The sequence below is a fragment of the Paenibacillus sp. Soil750 genome, assembly GCF_001428045.1.
Taxonomy (GTDB): domain Bacteria; phylum Bacillota; class Bacilli; order Paenibacillales; family NBRC-103111; genus Paenibacillus_E; species Paenibacillus_E allorhizoplanae.
On record NZ_LMSD01000003.1, the window covers coordinates 113419 to 131828 of the forward strand.

The window sequence follows — 18410 nt, forward strand, 5'->3', positions numbered from 1 at the left end:
ATAACACGATAATTATGTAAGTTAATATAACACAAAATGGACCTAAGAAAGGAGGAGTATGATGAAGAGATGGATTCAAGCGATGGGGTCGGATCCGACGCGAATGCGAAATTTAACCTATGATGAAGCTGTAGAAGCTGCTGGTGAAATGGCGAAAGGAGATTCAACAGATGCGCAATGCGCTGCCTTTTTAATGGCGTTATGTATGAAAGGGGAAGCGGATGACGAGTTGATGGCCTTTATTGATGTCTATCGCGGCTATTCATTGAATTATCATACTCAGCCTAACTCGCTTAATTCAATAGGGCCTACGGAAGGGAGAAAGCGATTTCCTGTTACGTTGCCCGTCAGCCTGCTGCTTGCGTCAGTGGGGTTCACCCAAGTAATGCAAGGTGGTGATGCGCTTCCGGCCCGCCAAGGGACAGCACTGAAAGAGATTGTAGAAAGCTTAGGTGTTTCCTTGCATCTTTCTGTGAAGGCTTGGCAATCCATGTTATTTCATTTGCATATCGGATTTCTACCTACAGAGCAGCTGTGTCCGCCAATTGGACGGTTGAAGCAGGTCAGGGAGCAATTAGGTATACGAACTGTCATCGATACGATAGAGAAAGTATTGAATCCTGTGCTTTCGACGAACTTAATTATTGGTGTACAACAGCGCAAAGCAATGGAATCCTTGATTCCGATTTCAATGCGTTCGGGGTTTCAACAAGCGTATATTATCAGCGGCATTGATGGCTCTGAGGATTTACCACTTTATGAGAACAGCATGATCCGAATCGTGACCCCTTGGGGGGATGAGTCTCGTAGTGTGGAACCGCAGAAATTTGGCTTTACGAGTACACCTTTACCAAATTTGGCGAAAGAAGATCAGATTACGATGGTGAAACGCATTATTGCAGGCGAGGATGGGACAGAAGTCAAACGTGAACGTGATCACGTCATTTTCAATACGGGGCTAAGATTGAAATGGTTTGATAAGGTAGATAGTTACGAAGAGGGCTTTCAGCTTGCCGAAGCTTTACTACAGCGGAAAGAAGCGCAGAAAATCATGCAGCGCTGGATTGATCAGAGTCAGTATTTGAAACTGCAAGATCTTGCCGACAGTGATGATTCCTCATCGAAAATAGGTTAAAGGCCTTCCAAAAAGCTGTGAGTAGACAGCAAAATGGGGGGCTTTTTTTGAAATATAGAATATATAGTTTCACACGATAATTTATCTATATTTTTAGATAAACGCACCTGTCCAAGTAGGACGGAGTAGCCGTTTATTTTATGGGGGTAGGAAAATTGGTAGATGTTACAGCTAAAACTTAATCAATGGATATGTTACCATTTACTAGTGTCATCAGGATTCGTAAGTACAAAACGCTAGGAGGCTTACTTCATGAAGAAACAACTACTTGCTTTTGCCCTTATCCCATCATTACTATTTGGTGCTGTCACAGTCCCATTCCCTAAAGCAGCTTCTGCTGCAACTACTGGTGAAGTCGTTAGCAGTGTGAGTTTCCGCCAAAGCCCAGACGAGAATTCACCGCGTATTCGCTATTTAAAAGCCGGAGAGCCAGTCTCCATTATCGAGAAAGTGAATGCCTACTGGTATAGAGTTCAAGTGACGAACGGTCAAATCGGTTATGTCTCAACAAGTTCAAAGTACATAAAAGCAAACGGTCAAACAACGTCTCCTGCAACGGGGACAGGACGTATCGTCGCAAGCGTGAGCTTCCGCACAGCGGCTAACGAGAATGCAACGCGAATCCGTTATCTGAAGGCAGGAGAAACGGTTCAAATCCTCCAGAAAGTAAATGCTTACTGGTATAAAGTCAAAGCATCAGATGGTCGTGAAGGATACATAAGCACAAGTCCTACCTACATATCAACCTCAGGTGGAAGCACATCTCCTGGTACGAACACAGGTGGGACAACAAGCGAAAAGATTCAAAAGGTGATAGCAGCAGGCAAGAAATACATGGGAACGCCATATGAATATGGGTCCAGTCGTGATAACACCTCAACGTTTGATTGTTCTGATTTTGTGCGTCAATCATTCTTGGACGGAATTGGACTGAAATTACCATCGGATTCAAGAGGTCAAGGTGCGTATGTGAAGTCGCTCGGACACAATGTAACGGACTGGCATAACCTCAAGGTTGGCGATCTGATGTTCTTTATGTCTTATAAAGGGACGGCGCAATCCAACTATGCAGGTATTAATAAGTCTGCACAAACGATTACCCATGTGGCTATTTATTTAGGTAATGGTCAAATACTTTCGACGTATTCCAAAGAAAGTGGCGGTGTGCGAATTGATTCCATTGCAAATCGGCATTGGGAATATCGCTTTCTATTCGGAGGCAGTGCGTTATAAGAATGCTACAAAAAGAGCAGGCAACGAGAAATCGTTGTCTGCTCTTTTCCAAGTCAGGGGTCGGATTAAATTTGCATCGGGTCCAATAAGGGGTTCCAATGTATTGTAGGTGTGTCTGTCCCTGATTGAATCCCTGCAGAGCCTATCCACGGATGAGAAGTCGGGCCTACGCTGAAATAATGTTCGAGTAAGCAGCGGAAAATATAGGGCATCGGGCGATCTAGGACGTCTACTTTGTGAATCCAATGCAAATCACCTTCCGATGTAACGATTCGTGGATTCACATCCGTTTTACCGACATAGAAAAACTGTTGGCGTATTTCTTGGCCATTGAGCCGAAGTAAGACATATTGTAGATGTAAATCTTGAATCTCGTCTTGCTCGATGCCGGTTTCTTCCCAAACCTCACGAAAGCAAGCCGTTCTTGGTTGGCTAATTTCATGCGGTTCGAGATGACCGCCAATTGCCGCCCATAAGCCGGGAGAGAGCGTGCGGTTTAATGCGCGTTTCATCATGAGGAGCTCGTCATGCTTGTTCCATAAAAGTGCGGTAGACATCATTCGTAATGTAATCATGGAGAGATCCCCTCCCTTCGTTAGTTCCGTTTCAGCTTATCATAGAAAAGGAAGGGGCTGCAAAGGCGAATGCTTGGATGCATTTTGCCTATTGCTTCACAAGGCATGTTTCGATATAATGTCCTCTATAGGGAAACATTAGTCTTTTTGGAGAGGACGGTAGTTAGGTGCCGGAGAGCAAAGAGTTTCTTCCAACCATGAAGCACATCGGACCTGAGAGGTACTACTTAGTCCGCGAGGACATTCTTCCAGAAGGTGTTCTGAAGACAGCACAGGCCAAGGAGTTACTTGCACGGGGTGAAGTGAAGACGATTCACGACGCTGTCGAACAAGTTGGGCTGAGCAGAAGCGCCTTTTATAAGTATAAAGATGGCATTCATCCACTTAGCAAGCTAGAGCGCGAACGCATAATTACAATTTCAATGGATTTGGAGCATAGATCCGGGATATTGTCCCGTGTACTCGCACTCATCGCCAATTTGGATGGCAATGTGTTGACCATCCACCAAACGATTCCATTACAGGGTATGGCGAATGTCGTTATATCCTTAGAAATTTCATCCATGGGCGAGGAGATCCGGGAAATTGTGGATCGCTTAGGAGCGCAAGACGGAGTCAAGCGTGCCATGGTCATCGGTCAAGGCAGTTAAGATTAGCATACAATTCAGGAGGTAATGAAATGAAACCCATCAAGGTTGGTTTACTAGGATTAGGAACTGTAGGAACAGGTGTCGTACGTATTGTTGAAGGCCATCAAGAAGATTTGCAACGTCAAACAGGTTCAGCTATTGAAATCGCAAAAATTCTTGTACAAGATAAGTCCAAACATCGCAACATTTCTGTAGATGCAGATAAACTTACAGAGAACGTCTGGGACGTCATTGGCGATAGCGACATCGATATCGTTGTTGAAGTGATGGGTGGCGTTGAAGCAACGAAAGCCCACATTCTAACAGCACTTGGGAACGGCAAACACATCATTACAGCGAATAAGGATCTAATGGCGATGCATGGTGCTGAAATTTTGGCCAAAGCCGCTGAAAATAATTGCGATGTCTTTTATGAAGCGAGTGTTGCAGGCGGAATTCCGATTATTCGTGCACTTGTTGAAGGTTTCTCCTCCGATCGCATCACGAAAATTATGGGGATTGTGAACGGCACGACGAACTACATTTTAACTAAAATGAGTCAAGAAGGCGCTGCTTATGCCGATGTGTTGAAAGAAGCACAAGAATTAGGCTATGCAGAAGCGGACCCTACTTCGGATGTTGAGGGCTTAGATGCTGCTCGCAAAATGACGATCTTATCGACGCTTGGTTTTCATGCCAATGTCGCTTTGAGCGATGTGGAAGCGAAAGGTATTTCCAAAGTAACGAAGGAAGATATTCAGTACGGTAAAAAGTTAGGCTATGAAGTAAAATTGCTTGGTATTGCCGAGAATCATGATGGCCATATCTCCGTCAGCGTTCAACCGACTATGGTCAAAAACTCACATCCACTAGCTTCCGTAAATGGTGTATTCAATGCCGTTTATGTGACTGGTGAAGCGGTTGGTGAAACGATGTTCTACGGTGCGGGTGCAGGTGAGCTTCCTACAGCAACATCTGTTGTAGCTGATCTAGTGGCTGTTGTACGCAACTTGAAATTAGGTATTAATGGACGTACGGTACAAGCTCCTTACAAAGAGAAGAAGCTTAAAACGGACGAACAAATTGCTTCCAAAAACTTCATCTTACTTCATGTTGAAGACAAAGCAGGCGTGCTTGCCCAAATTACACAAATTTTCGCAGAACATGAGGTTAGCTTGGAATCAGTCTTCCAACATCCGAATAAATCGAACCCGAAAGCTGAAATCATCATTATTACACATGACGCTAATCAAGCGAGCATGAAAAATGTATTGAATCAATTCGAATCCATGGATGTTATCCATGCGATTAAGAGCGTGTATCGTGTAGAAGGCTAGCAATCGGTAACGCACTCGTCCTAGGAGGAGTGCGTTAGATGTTTATTTTAAAATATAGGGATTCATATGTTTCACATAATTATTCGGGCTATATTTCTCCATAAAACGCTCCCGTCCCCAAAGGACGGCGTAGCCGTTTATTTTGAGTGAAGAGAGGCGCAATTTCGAAATGAGCTACAAGACAGAACAAAAGGTAAGGGTGAAAGTTCCGGCAAGCACAGCGAATCTAGGTCCCGGCTTTGACTCCTTGGGGATGGCCTTGAACTTATATGCTTGGATTGATATGGCGATCTCTGATCAGACAAGAATTCAATTGATCGGCGATCAGATGAGTGGAATTCCTACGGATAAATCGAATTTAATTTATAAAGTAGCTCAAATGGTGTTTGATAAAGCTGATGTTTCGCATCCAGAACTTGAGATTTCTATGTATAGTGAAATTCCACTTACGCGTGGTTTAGGAAGCAGTGCTTCGGCAATCGTAGGGGCGCTTGCAGGTGCGAACGCGCTTATTGGGAATCGATTCTCAACCTATGAGCTGTTTCAAATCGCTTCGCGGCTAGAGAAGCACCCTGATAATGTGGGTGCAAGTCTATATGGCGGCATTGTCGTTGCGTTCTGGGACGAAGTGAGAGCAGAGTCCATTCGGATTGAGCCCCATCACAATTTGGAGGTGTTGGTGGCGATACCAGCCTTCCAGCTATCGACCGAAAAGGCGAGAGGCGTTATGCCGCAGCATGTAACAATGAAGGATGCGGTGTTCAATCTTAGTCACTCCTCGTTACTTGTTGCTGCCTTGAGCACGGGGAACCTTGAGATGATTCGTCTTGCAATGAAGGACAGATTGCATCAGCCTTATCGCGCGGCACTTATCCCTGGCATGAAGACACTATTGAATGAATGTGAAGACCATGGTGCGCTTGGTGTTGCTTTGAGCGGGGCGGGACCAACCATGTTAGCACTGGTCGATGCACGCAGTAAGAAGAAGACGGAGCTAGAGATGTTTCTTCAAGATACGTTGGCGAAGGAAGGCATTGAAGCCAAGCTTCTATGGCTGAAACCGAGCCGAGAAGGTGTCACGACGACTGTCCTTCAAAGCGGAGATGAGAGTCTTCTATCCTTGGTGGAAAATGAGGTGCTGGCATGAAGAAAGTTGCGATTCTTGGACCCAGTACATTCTCGGAAGAAGCTACACGTCACTTTCTAGGTGAGAAGTTTACGTATGTCTCGTACAAGCTGATCTCTGAGGTTTTCAATGCAACGGCATCGGGTGAAACCGATTTAAGTGTGATCCCCATTGAGAATACGCTAGAAGGCTCTGTACATCTCCACGTGGATTGGCTCGTTCATGAAGTTGATCTTCCGATTCGAGCAGAATGGGTATTTCCGATTGATATGAATCTGATTGGTTACCCGAATCCCGATGTAGAAGTTGACGGATTGAATCCCTATCGTCATATTCGCAAGGTACTCTCTCATCAAGTTGTACCTGCACAATGCAATCAATTTATGAAGCAATATTTACGTGAGGCCGAGTTTGAACAAGTAAGCTCTACGGCTGAAGGAGTACGCATCGTGTCTACTCTTCAGGACCCGACAGTTGCTGCGATTGGAACGGCCATTGCTTCGACGAACTATGGTGTGCCGATGCTGCAACGTGAGATTCAAGATCACAAGGATAATATGACTCGCTTCTTGCTTGTAGGTAAAGAAGCGTCGGAGTTGATGCCGTCGGAGGATATGAAGACGACGATTCTGGTTACTCTTCCAGAGGATTATCCAGGTGCACTGCACCAAGTTCTATCGGCTTTTGCTTGGCGGAGAATTAATCTTTCCAAGATTGAATCGAAACCGACGAAGAAGAAGCTTGGCAATTATTATTTCTATATCGATATTGCGGGTACGATGGACTCTGTTCTTCTGCCTTCAGCTATACAAGAGATCGAAGCTATTGGGTGTCAGGTTCGAATTTTGGGCTGTTATCCAAGCTATCCGTATATAGGATCCTAAGGAAAATCCCTTGCGTTTATGACGCGAGGGATTTTTTTTGTGCGACAGGGGCAAAAGCCTAGGAACGTGCATAAACTGTAATATCATTATTGTGAATAAGCGATGCTGACGCGGCCAAGTTTATGGCGATTGGAAGAGAAACGCGAAGGAGATGCTTACAAGCCAGTTTTCTGTAGAAAACTTTAAGGAGGTAGGGTTTTGAAAATCCATATTGTCAAAAAAGGCGATACCCTGTACGAGCTCGCAAAAAAATACAACACCACCCTAGACCAGATTATTGCACTTAATCCGCAAATAGCTGATCCAAATCAGATTGAGATTGGGATGAAAGTGAAAATTCCATCTACAGTTAAACCTGTTGAACCACCTGCATCTGATTATGTTTATAAGCATGTTGTACAGCAAGGTGACAGTTTATGGAAGCTAGGAAAGGCGTGGGATGTACCACTGCAAGCAATGATTAAAGCGAATGCACACCTTAAGAATCCAAATGTACTTATGACGGGGGATGTGGTTTTTGTCCCCAAAATGCAGCATGGACATACGCATAGTAATCAGCATGGCATGCACCACACGCACCACAATCCATCAAAGCTTAGCACAGAGCCGTTTGCTCCCGTGCCAATGACTGAGCCAATGCCGCCAACAGATGCTTATCAACAGCCAATTATCGCAAGCCCACAACAACCTGTCGTTGAAGCACCTCCGTTATCTACGGGGGAAACGGTTCCAGCCATGCCACAAGTAATGCCGCCAGCGCCAGTTATTCCAGCTCCCGTCATGGAAGATCATGGACTCCATCAACCCTATGGGCAAGCGGTACATCCGTTCCAGCAATTTCATATTACAGCCACAGAAGTCTTTGCTTACCCCGAGCAGCACCATGAGGCAATGACGCTTCCAGCGTATCCATCGTATCCTCCGTATCAGGAGGAGCCGTGTGAGCAGCTTCCGACGATGGCAGCTCCAGTCACTGCAGTCGATGAGGGATGCGGGTGTGGCGGACCTTCTATGAATGAGCACCCTTGGATGAACTATCCAGCCCATTACGGGAATGTTCCGATGGGGAACCCTTGGGATAATGCGTCACAGGAGATGACTGCGATGCCTGCCTTTTATCCGCCTCCGATGCCGTATGATCATCTTATGGCGCAACAATATGCGTTCCAACATGATCCTTATGGTATTCCTTATGCGGGTGCAGGCCAGCACGCTCCTTATGAAGAAACATCTTTGTTGCCGCAAGTTCATACCCATGAACTAAAGCAGGTTACAGATACGCAAGCGGAAATTGACATTGACATTCGTGACAAGCAAAAATCAGTTAAACCCAAAACAAGCGGAAGCCGCACAACACGAAAAGTGAAATTATCAGGAGCCTCAGCCTTGAGTTCGTTCTTACAGCAACAAGAACGGGGCATAGAGAAGCGGGAACCGAGCAAATCGAACGGTCCGTGGATTAATTTTTAAGATTCAAAAAAATAAGCCACAAATCACGATGGATATCGTGGTTTGTGGCTTATTCCTATTCTGCAGGGAATCAAGCGATCATGCCTAATGTGAAGAAGGTCATTAAACCAATAACGAAATTCATTCCCCATTTTTTGCGAAGAAGCTCACGCCCCCGGTGCAAACGAGTTTTCACAGTCGTAATCGGCAGGTTCAGACGCTCGCTAATTTCTTGTAGAGAAAGCTCCTCTAGATAGTACAGCGTAATAATACCTTTATATTTGTCTGCTAATTTGTTGATGGATGCGTGCATATGCTCTTGAATTTCTGTTTGAAGTACCGCATGTTCTGGCGATTGATCTTGACTGGCAAGCTTACTGTAATAGCTGTAATCATCATCAAAATCATTTAGCTCCGCGTCGAGGGATTGAACAGGCCTTTTTTTACGCAGCAAATCGATGGCAACGTTTTTTCCGATCCGATAAATCCAGGTTGAGAAATTCTGGCTTTCATCAAAGTGGTTTAAATTCAAATAGACGCGGATAAAGGTTTCTTGCACAATATCCTCAGAATCAGGACGGTTATGCAGCATCTTAAACGCAAGCTTTTGTATTTTGCTACGATAGAGCTCGACTAACTCCACGAAAGCGTTGCGATCGCCTCGTCTGGATAATTGAATTAATTGAAGTTCTGCCACATTCATGATGTTTCCCTCCTTAGAGTTGTCGTTTAGAAAAAGGTTTAGACCAGTCTCATTTGCTTATAACATTTATATCGTCATTCCTGTATGCCTATGAGAGTTTTTATCTATCTTTGACTATATCATTTCTGTGGCTACAGTCAAATTCAAATGAGTGCGAGAGCACGATTATAACCAATTGTTACCGAAATCTTGTAAGTTTCGTGACATTAGCTACGAGGACTTGGATTGGAATGGGAGACAGAGGTTGTGTTCGTATTCGAGTTGCCTGTTCCAATTTTATGGATTTCGTTCCATAAAGCTACACTTCCCCACAATATAACGACGCCGATAATGAGGAGAGTTGTGCGTTTAATTGGCTTTCTTCCGTTCATGGTAAATTCACCATCCGTCTTGATTGGTTTCATTCTCTTCTATGGTAAATGATGTATAGTGCTTCTTGCAAATGGAAACAATACGAAAAAACAAGAAGAAGGGGATAACGTGATTGTACATCGGTTCTTGAAGCAATTGAAAAAGAGATTACGCTGGAAGCGAAGTTGGTTGACCTTAGGGATATTCGTTCTGGTTGCTATGGTTACCTGGTCCGTATTTGGTGATGATGCCCCCTACAGCACGAAAGTTGCCAGTCGCGCGACCATTGCTGGTTTAACTCCAGAAGAAGATGTACGTCTTCAGGAAGCAACGAAATTGTTGCAAGCCATTTCCGATCGCAGAGAAAGCTATTTGCTCAAGTCCTATGTTTGTGGAGAAGAACGCAGTCAATTGGGTTCGCATACGTCACAAGAACTACTCTCACTGCAGAAACAACACCCTAGTTGGCAGTTAAGCATTCAAGAGACAGGCGCGGTTGTTTTTACGGAAAACATTGAAGATTTATCTCCAGACTGCAAAGAAAAAGCAGTATTCGGAATAGACGGCAGCAGCAATTTGTCGTTATTCAATGGGACTCCAGCAAACAATCACATTATTCGAACCTTTTTCCAACTCAATATTCAGCAGTTAGAAAGCAGTTTACCAAGAGATACAGTGGCACAACTCCACGAAGGAATTCGAGTAACGGATATAGAGGAGTATAATAGCGTATTATCAACGTTCAGCGATTATGCCATAGAAGTTACGGAAGGTGCAATGTCACGTCCTTAGTTCACACAATACCATAGAAAAAGCCTAAGAGATAGTTTCGGGAATTCCCGAGTCTATCTCTTTTTTTTGTTATCTGCTATAATGGAAATGACTACATATGTTCGCTTTTTTAATAGATGGGAGAGAAATTTTTTGCGTATTCTAGGGATTGATCCAGGGATCGCGATCGTAGGCTTTGGCTTTATTGATAAAATCGGCAGTAAATTAGTTCCGGTACAATATGGTTCGATTCAAACGGAAGCACACACGGATCCAGGTATCCGGTTGAAGGATGTCTATGACGCTACAGTACAATTGATAGAGAAATATAAACCAGATGTGATGTCCATTGAGAAACTATTTTTTAATCGAAATGTAACAACGGCATTCACCGTAGGCCAGGCGCGAGGTGTAATGATTCTTGCGGGCGTGCAGGCAGGGTTGCCGATTGCTGAATATACGCCACTTCAAGTCAAACAAGCCGTTGTAGGTTATGGGAATGCAGAGAAGAAGCAAGTGCAGGAGATGGTTAAGATTTTGTTGAAGTTGTCCCAAATACCGAAGCCAGATGACGTCGCTGATGCGCTCGCTATCGCTATTTGTCATGCACATTCCTCCGCACTTCAATCTAGAATAAACGAGGTCAAACGATGATAGATTTCTTACGAGGTAAAGTAGCTCTACGTGAAAGTGACTATGCGGTTCTCGATGTGAATGGTGTGGGCTATCGTGTTTTTTGCCCGAACCCTTATGCGCTTTCGCATAAAGAGAATGAAGATGTCACGATGTTCATCCATTATCATGTAAGGGAAGATGCTCATCTCCTGTTTGGCTTTATTACGCGCGATGAACAGTCTTTATTCCGCTTATTGCTGGATGTTAGTGGAATTGGTCCCAAAGTAGCGCTCGGCATTCTAGCAGCAGGTGGAAGACCTGAAGCAGTCATACTAGCGATAAGTCAAGAAAATTTGGCGTTTCTAACCAAGCTTCCTGGGATCGGGAAGAAAACGGCCCAACGGATTATTCTAGACTTGAAAGATAAGCTAGGTTCTGTGAGCTTCTCTAGTCCGGAGGCTGCAGTCGCATTAAGTGTTGTCGGATCGGCACAATTAACGGAAGGCGGACTGCCTTGGAGTGAAGCGAAGGAAGCCTTGATGACACTTGGCTATACGGAAGCAGAAGTTGATCGTGCATGGCTGCAAGTGAAGCCTAAAGCTGGGCCATCGGATTCTGTTGATGTGCTGGTGAAGCTTGCTTTGCAAGCTTTATTCACCATGTAAGCAACTGAACGTGCAAAGAAAGGAGGGGCACCATGGACAATGAGCGGATCATATCGGCTAATTTTATGATGGAAGACAATGTGGTCGAGTATAGTCTGCGTCCACGTTTTTTGGCTGAATATATCGGGCAGAAACAGGCGAAGGAGAACCTCAAGATCTATATCGAAGCAGCGAAAATGAGGAAAGAAGCCCTAGATCATGTACTTCTGTACGGGCCGCCTGGACTCGGTAAAACAACGCTCTCCAACATTATCGCCAATGAACTTGGCGTGAATATTCGTACAACCTCCGGGCCTGCTATTGAGCGGCCTGGAGATCTTGCTGCCATCCTGACGAATTTGCAGGAGGGGGATGTGCTTTTCATCGATGAGATCCACCGACTCCACCGGACGGTGGAAGAGGTGTTGTACCCAGCGATGGAGGATTTTGCCCTTGACATTATCATCGGCAAGGGGCCAAGCGCACGCTCTGTGCGTCTCGACCTGCCGCCATTTACCTTGATCGGCGCCACGACACGCGTTGGGCTGCTCTCTGCGCCTCTACGCGACCGATTTGGGGTCGTCAGTCGGTTAGAGTTCTACACGGTCGATGAGCTCAGCTACATCGTCAGTCGGACAGCCGACATCTTGCAGGTCGGCATCGTTGGTGATGCTGCGCGCGAGATCGGTATGCGTTCGCGCGGGACTCCGCGTATCGCGAACCGATTGCTGAAGCGGGTGCGCGATTTTGCACAGGTGAGGGGCGACGGCATCATCACCATGGAGCTTGCTAAGGAGTCGCTTAGACTCCTGCAAGTGGATGATCTGGGATTGGATGAAATTGACCATAAGATGCTGCGGGCGATTATTCAGAGCTTCCAAGGGGGCCCTGTCGGGCTTGAAACGATCGCTGCAACCATCGGTGAAGAAAGCCAAACCATTGAAGACGTCTATGAGCCGTATTTGCTTCAAATTGGTTTTATGCAGCGTACGCCTAGAGGGCGGACTGTGACGCCGCAAGCTTACCACCACCTCGGGTTACCTGTACCGGAGCAACGTTAAATTAGTTAAAGATTAGCCATCATGAAATGACAATTGTAAGCTTTTGCCGCTGCTAGAAGGGCGGGCAAGAGCTTTTTTTGTCTTTTTTCAGCGAATTAACAAAACTTCTGTCTCTTGCTAGAGTCTACATTACTAGATGATAGCGTAAGAAAGGATACGATACCTTTATGTTTGGAAGACATCAGCTAGTTAACCCAAAGCGAATTGCCATCATAACGGCAGCAGCACTAACGTTTACAGCCACTTTATACGGAGGATCCGAAGCGAATGCCGATGGGATTAAGCATTTGGATCAGATTCGTGTTGCCCTTGTCATTAATGCTGCCAAATATAAAAAGATTGAACCGCTAGTTTCACTTTCATCCCCAGGTGGATTTGATATTGGCGTGCGGAGCTCAGCGAATACGGAGGCGAAGCCATGGGCTTCCATTTCGGATACAATGATTCGAATGTCATTAGATCAGTATAGTATGATGATGTTGGAAACGGCAGATTTTGCTACGGCCAAATCGTTGAACACCAAGCTGGCTGCCATGGCAGAGGAAAGCTTCGTGTTAAGTCGTACAAAGCTTGGTAAAATGGTGTATCAAGTGTATTACGGGAATTTGCCTACGCAGGCTGAAGCCGAAAATGCAGCAACTGGGGCATTGAAGGACCCTACGGTTGCTGCTTTAACGAAATCGGTTGCACCTGTGGTCAGTGGTCCGCTCCATTGGAGTGCGGGGACGTATGCATCAGAGGCCGCAGCACAGCAGCAAATCGCCGTGTACTCGGGGGCTGGTGTCCAAGCTGAGTTGGTTTTACAGGCGGATGTGGCTGGCAATGTGGCCTATAGTGTTTGGTTAGGGAGCGAGGCAACGGATGCCAAGCTTGAGTTAGTGAAGCAAGCTGCACTGAAAGCTGCACCCAATACGCCTCTCCAACCAGCGAATACGAAGGCAGCCTACTTGATCCGCAGGTCGGATGTAACCACCTCAAGCAATCCCGCAGCTGCTGTGGCTCATTATGTGACTGCAGTTGGTGAGCAGAAAACAGTGATACATCCTAAGAAACAGGGCATAGCTGTGAAAGAACGTATGGACCGCAGTTTCCGTGGCGATATGGAGATTAGCACCTATCACGATCGATTGGCGTTGGTCAATGAGCTTCCTATGGATCAATATTTATATGGGGTTATTGGCGCAGAGCTGAACTCACAATGGCCAGCAGAAGCGCTGAAGGCTCAAGCTGTAGCTGCGCGTACTTATGCGATCGTTCAAGGAAACAAGTATGAGATTGCGCAAGTTACGGATACAACGCTTGAACAGGCTTACTATGGCTTGGATAAAGAATTTACTGCTGGCAATCTAGCGGTTGATGCAACGAAGGATGAAGTGATTTCGAATAAGCGAGGCTTGATTTCACCTGTTTTTGCTTCTAATGCGGGGGGAATAACAGCAGATTCTACGGAGGCTTGGGGCAATTCGGTTGATTATTTGCGAAGCGTTGCTAGCCCGGATGAAGGCGCTGAGCAGGGCAAAGCCATTTGGTATCAAATTCAACTGACAGACGGCAGAATCGGTTTTGTACATAGCATGTATGTGAAGGATAGTGGACAGAAGGACAAGGCAGGAAAAGCTATTTACGAAGCTACAGAGGCAGATGTTAACGTACGGTCAGCACCTTATGTGGATAATGTTGCGAATCCTGCCATAGCTAAACTGGCAACCAAAGAAAAAGTTGTCATACTTGGTCAAGAAAGAGAATCGAATGCTTACTCTTGGATAAGAGGTCCTTATAGCTTAAGTGAAATCAAGAGTAAACTTGAAGCTGCTAAGATTCCCATCAACGGTGAGTTGACTTCACTGGAAGTTTCCAAGAGAGGCCCGTCAGGCCGAGCAATCGAGTTGAAGGCTAACGGTGTTGTCGTGAAGGTGGACAATCCGGATGCTATTCGGGGTGTGTTGGGTGGTTTACCGAGTACGCTGTTTGAAATAGAAGGAGCGGGCAGTTATACTGGTACTAGCTCATCTGTTTCAAGCGGTGCGAGCATTGCGATCTTAAGCGGCTCAGGTGTGGTTTCGAGCAGTTCGCCATCAGACAGCGTCTATGTGTTATCCGGGAAACAAACGCAGCCAACAGCTGTGAAGAAAACGGATTTAATGACACTAAGCAGTACGGGCATAAGTAAGCCCGCGTTGACAGGTACAGTGTCACCTACATCTTCATCCAGCATCCCATCTAAGGGATCAATTGCCCTTCAAGGAAATCAAATTATTTTCCGTGGAAAAGGTTTTGGGCATGGCGTGGGCATGTCGCAATGGGGTGCAAAAGGCTTTGCAGAGAAGGGCTACGATTATAAAAAAATACTTCAGACGTACTTTACTGGAGTCAACATAACGAAGGAATGAATAACTAACATGGAAGTACAAGCGTTCGATTTTGAATTACCTGAATCTTTGATTGCCCAGACGCCGCTGCTAGAACGCACGGCGTCTAGACTGCTTACACTGAATAAAGAAACTGGCGAAACCGCTCATCGCACTTTTGAAGATTTGATATCCTATTTAGAAGCCGGGGATTTACTCGTGATGAATGATACACGAGTCATTCCAGCACGGCTTTTTGGTATGAAGAAAGACACGGGCGCTAAAGTGGAGTTATTGCTGCTTAAGCCGCTAGGCGAGGATCTTTGGGAGGCACTGGTGAAGCCAGGGAAACGCATGCAGCTTGGCTCTGTTGCGGTATTCGGCACTGCGGCTGACGATGATGGCGAGCCACTACTAACTGCGGAAGTCGTTGAAGTTGGCGACATGGGAGCTCGTGTTCTGCAATTCCGGTACACCGGGATTTTCAATGAAATCTTGGATCGATTAGGCGAGATGCCGCTTCCGCCTTATATCAAAGAGCAGCTATCAGAGCGGGAACGATATCAAACCGTTTATGCGAAGCATGAAGGGTCATCTGCCGCGCCAACGGCAGGCTTGCACTTTACAGCAGATTATTTGGAGAGACTGAAGGACAAAGGTGTCCGACTAGCCTTCGTGACACTGCACGTAGGTCTAGGTACATTCCGCCCTGTGTCCGTGGATAAGATCGAAGATCACCAGATGCATGCTGAATATTACATTTTATCCGAAGAAACAGCTGCATTAATTAATGAGACGAAATCAGCGGGGAAACGAGTTATTGCGGTTGGGACAACATCTGCACGAACGTTAGAGACAGCAGCTGGATTAAGCCGTGAGCAGTCAGGCTACCAAGAAGGTCAACCTTTACTCATTCAGGCCTCCCAAGGTTGGACGTCCATTTTCATTTATCCTGGCTACACGTTTGGTGTCGTAGATGTGTTGTTAACGAACTTTCATCTGCCAAAGTCAACATTGCTTATGCTCATTAGTGCATTGGCTGGTAAGGCCAATGTTATGCGAGCCTACGAAGAAGCTGTGAAGGAAGAGTACCGATTTTTCAGCTTCGGCGATGCCATGTTGATTTATTAATTCATCCGATTGAACAAGAAAAGCAAGCTTAGAATAGGAAGTGGATATCATGACAGCAGCAGTAACGTATGAATCGATTAAAACCTGTAAACAATCTGGCGCTCGTTTAGGCCGCGTTCACACCCCGCATGGTGTTATCGAAACGCCAGCGTTCATGCCGGTAGGTACACAGGCAACTGTGAAAACAATGAGTCCGGAAGAATTGAAAACGATGGACGCTCAAATTATTTTAAGCAACACGTACCACTTATTCATTCGCCCTGGACACGAGATAGTGAAAGAAGCTGGTGGGTTGCACAAGTTCATGAATTGGGATCGACCGATCCTGACGGACAGTGGTGGATTTCAAGTTTTTAGCTTGAGCAATATGCGTAAAATTACGGAGGAAGGCGTCACATTCAAATCGCATTTGAATGGTGATAAGTTATTCCTATCTCCAGAGAAGGCGATGGAAATTCAGAATGCTCTTGGTTCTGACATTATGATGGCCTTCGACGAGTGTCCGCCGTTTCCAGCGGAATACGATTACGTGAAGAAATCACTGGAGCGTACGACGCGGTGGGCGGAGCGCTGTCTGCAAAGTCATGCAAGACCTCAGGATCAAGGCTTGTTTGCAATCATCCAAGGTGGTATGCATGAGGATCTACGCAAGCTGAGCGCAGAGCAGTTGACTTCCATGGATTTCCCGGGGTATGCTATTGGTGGACTGAGTGTAGGTGAGCCTAAGCACTTGATGTATGAAGTGCTAGATTACACAACACCACTTATGCCTGCGAATAAGCCCCGTTATTTGATGGGGGTTGGCTCGCCGGACGCATTGATTGAAGGCGCTATCCGAGGCATTGATATGTTTGATTGTGTATTACCGACGCGGATTGCTAGAAACGGGACTTGTATGACAAGCTCAGGTCGTCTAGTTATTCGTAATGCGAAATATGCAACGGACTTCGGCCCGCTGGATGCCAAATGTTCTTGTTATACATGTACGAATTACAGTCGCGCCTATATTCGACATCTCATCAAAGCAGATGAAACATTCGGGATTCGCTTGACGACGATTCATAACCTTCACTTTCTACTACAGCTTATGCGTGAAGTAAGAGAAGCCATTAAGGAAGATCGATTACTTGATTTCCGCGATACCTTCTTTGCCGCTTACGGGCTGAATGATAATGAAAGAGGATTCTAAGAGAGGAGGATACCTATGTTTCTAGCTGAAGAAGGTACCACTGGTGCAGTAGGATATTTGTATACATACGGACCTTTAGTGCTTATGTTCGTAGTTCTGTACTTCTTACTTATTCGTCCACAGCAAAAAAGACAGAAAACACGTAGTCAAATGCTCGGAGGATTGAAAAAAGGGGATAAGGTTGTTACGATTGGCGGTCTTCATGGCACGATTGTAGAAATCACAGATGACATTTGCGTACTTCGTGTCAACGATGCAACGAAAATGACTTTTGATCGCTCTGCCGTTAATGCAGTTGCACAAACGCCTGCTACTAAGGAATAAGTTAACAAAAAGCGAGGTCCTATAATAGGCTCTCGCTTTTTATTTACATATATTTAATATTCGTTATTCTTTACAGGGCGTTTAAGGAGTGCACGCTCACCAAGGATAAGACGACCTTCGGCAATGCGCAGACCCATTCGAGCAGCAACGACACCGAGTACGACACCAGCACACATATCGGACAACCAGTGAATGCCTAAATAGAAGATTGTGAAAATAATAAAGGCTGCTGAACAGGGTACGAAAATTTTCCAAAATGTGTTTCGGCTTTTTACCGCGATGACGGCCATTGAAATGGATATGGAAGTATGCAAACTTGGGAAGCAATTATCGAGTCCTGATAATGGTCTGTAATCTTGCTCGAAAGTTGGGAACACATCTAAGATTAGAAGATCTACTTTAGGGTGGAAAAACCATACTTCGTTAACCGGGAAAAAAAGATAAAAAGGGATGGCAATCATATAATTGAACATGAGTGCATAACAGACCGCATAAAAAAGTTTATGATTCTTCTGATACGTGTAAATAGCAATGGAAGTAATCATAATCGATGGGAATATAATGACATAGAAATAACTACATACGATCGTAAGGATATCATTATGAAAAAGGTTCTGGATCGTTGCTACAAAGTCACCCTCAATGCCATAGATTGACTTCGTGAAATCGGCTTTGTATTGCATGCCTTTCTCAATTGCCATCTCCATCTTGTTAAACATGAGGATCATCAGCAACGCGATGAAATGAAAAAGGAACTTGCGTGAAGTAAATATTTCATGAACTAAACTACTGGCAATCGTGTATGGGCTCTTTCGCGTTGCGATAATTACAAAAGCGAAAATTGTTAGTACAATATAAACTGTCGCATGCGTCATAGATTGAAAAGGGCTCAAGTTGTATCCCCC

The 18410-nt window shown here is 45.3% G+C and carries 18 protein-coding genes; 15 read left to right on the forward strand and 3 right to left on the reverse strand.

Going from position 1 to position 18410, the window contains the following annotated elements:
* Window positions 1-61: 61 nt before the first annotated feature.
* Entirely contained in the window at window positions 62-1135 is a 1074-nt protein-coding gene (locus ASL11_RS04805) for an anthranilate phosphoribosyltransferase (RefSeq protein ID WP_056610379.1), read from the forward strand.
* A 252-nt stretch (window positions 1136-1387) separates the two neighbouring features.
* On the forward strand, window positions 1388-2368 hold the full coding sequence (locus ASL11_RS04810; RefSeq protein ID WP_056610381.1) for a C40 family peptidase: 981 nt from the start codon (window positions 1388-1390) through the stop codon (window positions 2366-2368).
* A gap of 65 nt (window positions 2369-2433) precedes the next feature.
* Here the strand turns inward: ASL11_RS04810 and ASL11_RS04815 are convergent, their stop codons facing one another.
* Window positions 2434-2943 carry an NUDIX domain-containing protein gene (locus ASL11_RS04815; RefSeq protein ID WP_056610383.1) on the reverse strand — a complete coding sequence of 170 codons (510 nt, stop codon included), beginning with the start codon at window positions 2941-2943 and terminating at the stop codon, window positions 2434-2436.
* 197 nt (window positions 2944-3140) lie between these two features.
* On the opposite strand from ASL11_RS04815, the gene ASL11_RS04820 reads away from it, so the two are divergent.
* From ASL11_RS04820 to ASL11_RS04840, 5 genes are all read left to right on the forward strand, one after another.
* Window positions 3141-3593, forward strand: a complete 453-nt coding sequence (locus ASL11_RS04820) for an ACT domain-containing protein (RefSeq protein ID WP_056610603.1) — start codon at window positions 3141-3143, stop codon at window positions 3591-3593.
* A gap of 29 nt (window positions 3594-3622) precedes the next feature.
* Window positions 3623-4909 (forward strand): homoserine dehydrogenase, encoded by a 1287-nt coding sequence (locus tag ASL11_RS04825; protein ID WP_056610385.1) that lies wholly within the window; start codon window positions 3623-3625, stop codon window positions 4907-4909.
* Between the two features lie 169 nt (window positions 4910-5078).
* The gene (thrB, locus tag ASL11_RS04830) at window positions 5079-6056 is read left to right on the forward strand and encodes a homoserine kinase (RefSeq protein WP_056610387.1); all 978 of its coding nucleotides are present in this window, start codon (window positions 5079-5081) and stop codon (window positions 6054-6056) included.
* Window positions 6053-6919: a prephenate dehydratase gene (gene pheA / locus ASL11_RS04835; RefSeq protein ID WP_056610388.1), complete on the forward strand. Its 867-nt coding sequence runs from the start codon at window positions 6053-6055 to the stop codon at window positions 6917-6919. The genes thrB and pheA overlap by 4 nt, the downstream gene beginning before the upstream one ends.
* A 198-nt stretch (window positions 6920-7117) precedes the next feature.
* The gene (locus ASL11_RS04840) at window positions 7118-8389 is read left to right on the forward strand and encodes a LysM peptidoglycan-binding domain-containing protein (RefSeq protein WP_056610390.1); all 1272 of its coding nucleotides are present in this window, start codon (window positions 7118-7120) and stop codon (window positions 8387-8389) included.
* 70 nt (window positions 8390-8459) lie between these two features.
* On the opposite strand, the gene sigW is transcribed toward ASL11_RS04840, so the two are convergent.
* Window positions 8460-9071, reverse strand: a complete 612-nt coding sequence (sigW, locus tag ASL11_RS04845; RefSeq protein WP_056610392.1) for an RNA polymerase sigma factor SigW — start codon at window positions 9069-9071, stop codon at window positions 8460-8462.
* Between the two features lie 480 nt (window positions 9072-9551).
* On the opposite strand from sigW, the gene ASL11_RS04855 reads away from it, so the two are divergent.
* From ASL11_RS04855 to yajC, 8 genes are all read left to right on the forward strand, one after another.
* Window positions 9552-10214: a BofC C-terminal domain-containing protein gene (locus tag ASL11_RS04855; RefSeq protein WP_063795478.1), complete on the forward strand. Its 663-nt coding sequence runs from the start codon at window positions 9552-9554 to the stop codon at window positions 10212-10214.
* A 132-nt stretch (window positions 10215-10346) separates the two neighbouring features.
* The gene (gene ruvC, locus ASL11_RS04860) at window positions 10347-10847 is read left to right on the forward strand and encodes a crossover junction endodeoxyribonuclease RuvC (protein ID WP_056610396.1); all 501 of its coding nucleotides are present in this window, start codon (window positions 10347-10349) and stop codon (window positions 10845-10847) included.
* On the forward strand, window positions 10844-11473 hold the full coding sequence (gene ruvA, locus ASL11_RS04865; RefSeq protein ID WP_056610398.1) for a Holliday junction branch migration protein RuvA: 630 nt from the start codon (window positions 10844-10846) through the stop codon (window positions 11471-11473). Before ruvC ends, ruvA begins: the two co-directional genes overlap by 4 nt.
* A gap of 32 nt (window positions 11474-11505) precedes the next feature.
* Window positions 11506-12513: a Holliday junction branch migration DNA helicase RuvB gene (gene ruvB, locus ASL11_RS04870; RefSeq protein ID WP_056610400.1), complete on the forward strand. Its 1008-nt coding sequence runs from the start codon at window positions 11506-11508 to the stop codon at window positions 12511-12513.
* 167 nt (window positions 12514-12680) lie between these two features.
* On the forward strand, window positions 12681-14903 hold the full coding sequence (locus ASL11_RS04875) for a SpoIID/LytB domain-containing protein (protein WP_056610402.1): 2223 nt from the start codon (window positions 12681-12683) through the stop codon (window positions 14901-14903).
* Between the two features lie 9 nt (window positions 14904-14912).
* On the forward strand, window positions 14913-15992 hold the full coding sequence (queA, locus tag ASL11_RS04880; protein ID WP_056610404.1) for a tRNA preQ1(34) S-adenosylmethionine ribosyltransferase-isomerase QueA: 1080 nt from the start codon (window positions 14913-14915) through the stop codon (window positions 15990-15992).
* Between the two features lie 49 nt (window positions 15993-16041).
* Complete coding sequence (tgt, locus tag ASL11_RS04885; RefSeq protein WP_056610406.1) at window positions 16042-17181, forward strand: tRNA guanosine(34) transglycosylase Tgt; 1140 nt, start codon at window positions 16042-16044, stop codon at window positions 17179-17181.
* 15 nt (window positions 17182-17196) lie between these two features.
* A complete protein-coding gene (gene yajC / locus ASL11_RS04890; protein WP_056610408.1) occupies window positions 17197-17505 on the forward strand; it encodes a preprotein translocase subunit YajC in 309 nt (102 codons plus the stop codon).
* Between the two features lie 53 nt (window positions 17506-17558).
* Here the strand turns inward: yajC and ASL11_RS04895 are convergent, their stop codons facing one another.
* Window positions 17559-18398, reverse strand: coding sequence for a phosphatase PAP2 family protein (locus tag ASL11_RS04895; protein WP_056610410.1), 840 nt, complete (start codon window positions 18396-18398; stop codon window positions 17559-17561).
* Between the last annotated feature and the right edge of the window lie 12 nt (window positions 18399-18410).

Excerpts from the sequence above, each read along its gene's own strand:
- tgt (WP_056610406.1), top strand. The coding sequence starts at position 16,042 with ATGACAGCAGCAGTAACGTATGAATCGATTAAAACCTGTAAACAATCT.
- ASL11_RS04875 (WP_056610402.1), top strand. The coding sequence starts at position 12,681 with ATGTTTGGAAGACATCAGCTAGTTAACCCAAAGCGAATTGCCATCATA.
- sigW (WP_056610392.1), bottom strand. The coding sequence starts at position 9,071 with ATGAATGTGGCAGAACTTCAATTAATTCAATTATCCAGACGAGGCGAT.
- ASL11_RS04810 (WP_056610381.1), top strand. The coding sequence starts at position 1,388 with ATGAAGAAACAACTACTTGCTTTTGCCCTTATCCCATCATTACTATTT.
- ASL11_RS04815 (WP_056610383.1), bottom strand. The coding sequence starts at position 2,943 with ATGATTACATTACGAATGATGTCTACCGCACTTTTATGGAACAAGCAT.
- ruvB (WP_056610400.1), top strand. The coding sequence starts at position 11,506 with ATGGACAATGAGCGGATCATATCGGCTAATTTTATGATGGAAGACAAT.
- ASL11_RS04820 (WP_056610603.1), top strand. The coding sequence starts at position 3,141 with ATGAAGCACATCGGACCTGAGAGGTACTACTTAGTCCGCGAGGACATT.
- ruvA (WP_056610398.1), top strand. The coding sequence starts at position 10,844 with ATGATAGATTTCTTACGAGGTAAAGTAGCTCTACGTGAAAGTGACTAT.
- pheA (WP_056610388.1), top strand. The coding sequence starts at position 6,053 with ATGAAGAAAGTTGCGATTCTTGGACCCAGTACATTCTCGGAAGAAGCT.
- ASL11_RS04805 (WP_056610379.1), top strand. The coding sequence starts at position 62 with ATGAAGAGATGGATTCAAGCGATGGGGTCGGATCCGACGCGAATGCGA.
- ASL11_RS04825 (WP_056610385.1), top strand. The coding sequence starts at position 3,623 with ATGAAACCCATCAAGGTTGGTTTACTAGGATTAGGAACTGTAGGAACA.
- yajC (WP_056610408.1), top strand. The coding sequence starts at position 17,197 with ATGTTTCTAGCTGAAGAAGGTACCACTGGTGCAGTAGGATATTTGTAT.
- thrB (WP_056610387.1), top strand. The coding sequence starts at position 5,079 with ATGAGCTACAAGACAGAACAAAAGGTAAGGGTGAAAGTTCCGGCAAGC.
- queA (WP_056610404.1), top strand. The coding sequence starts at position 14,913 with ATGGAAGTACAAGCGTTCGATTTTGAATTACCTGAATCTTTGATTGCC.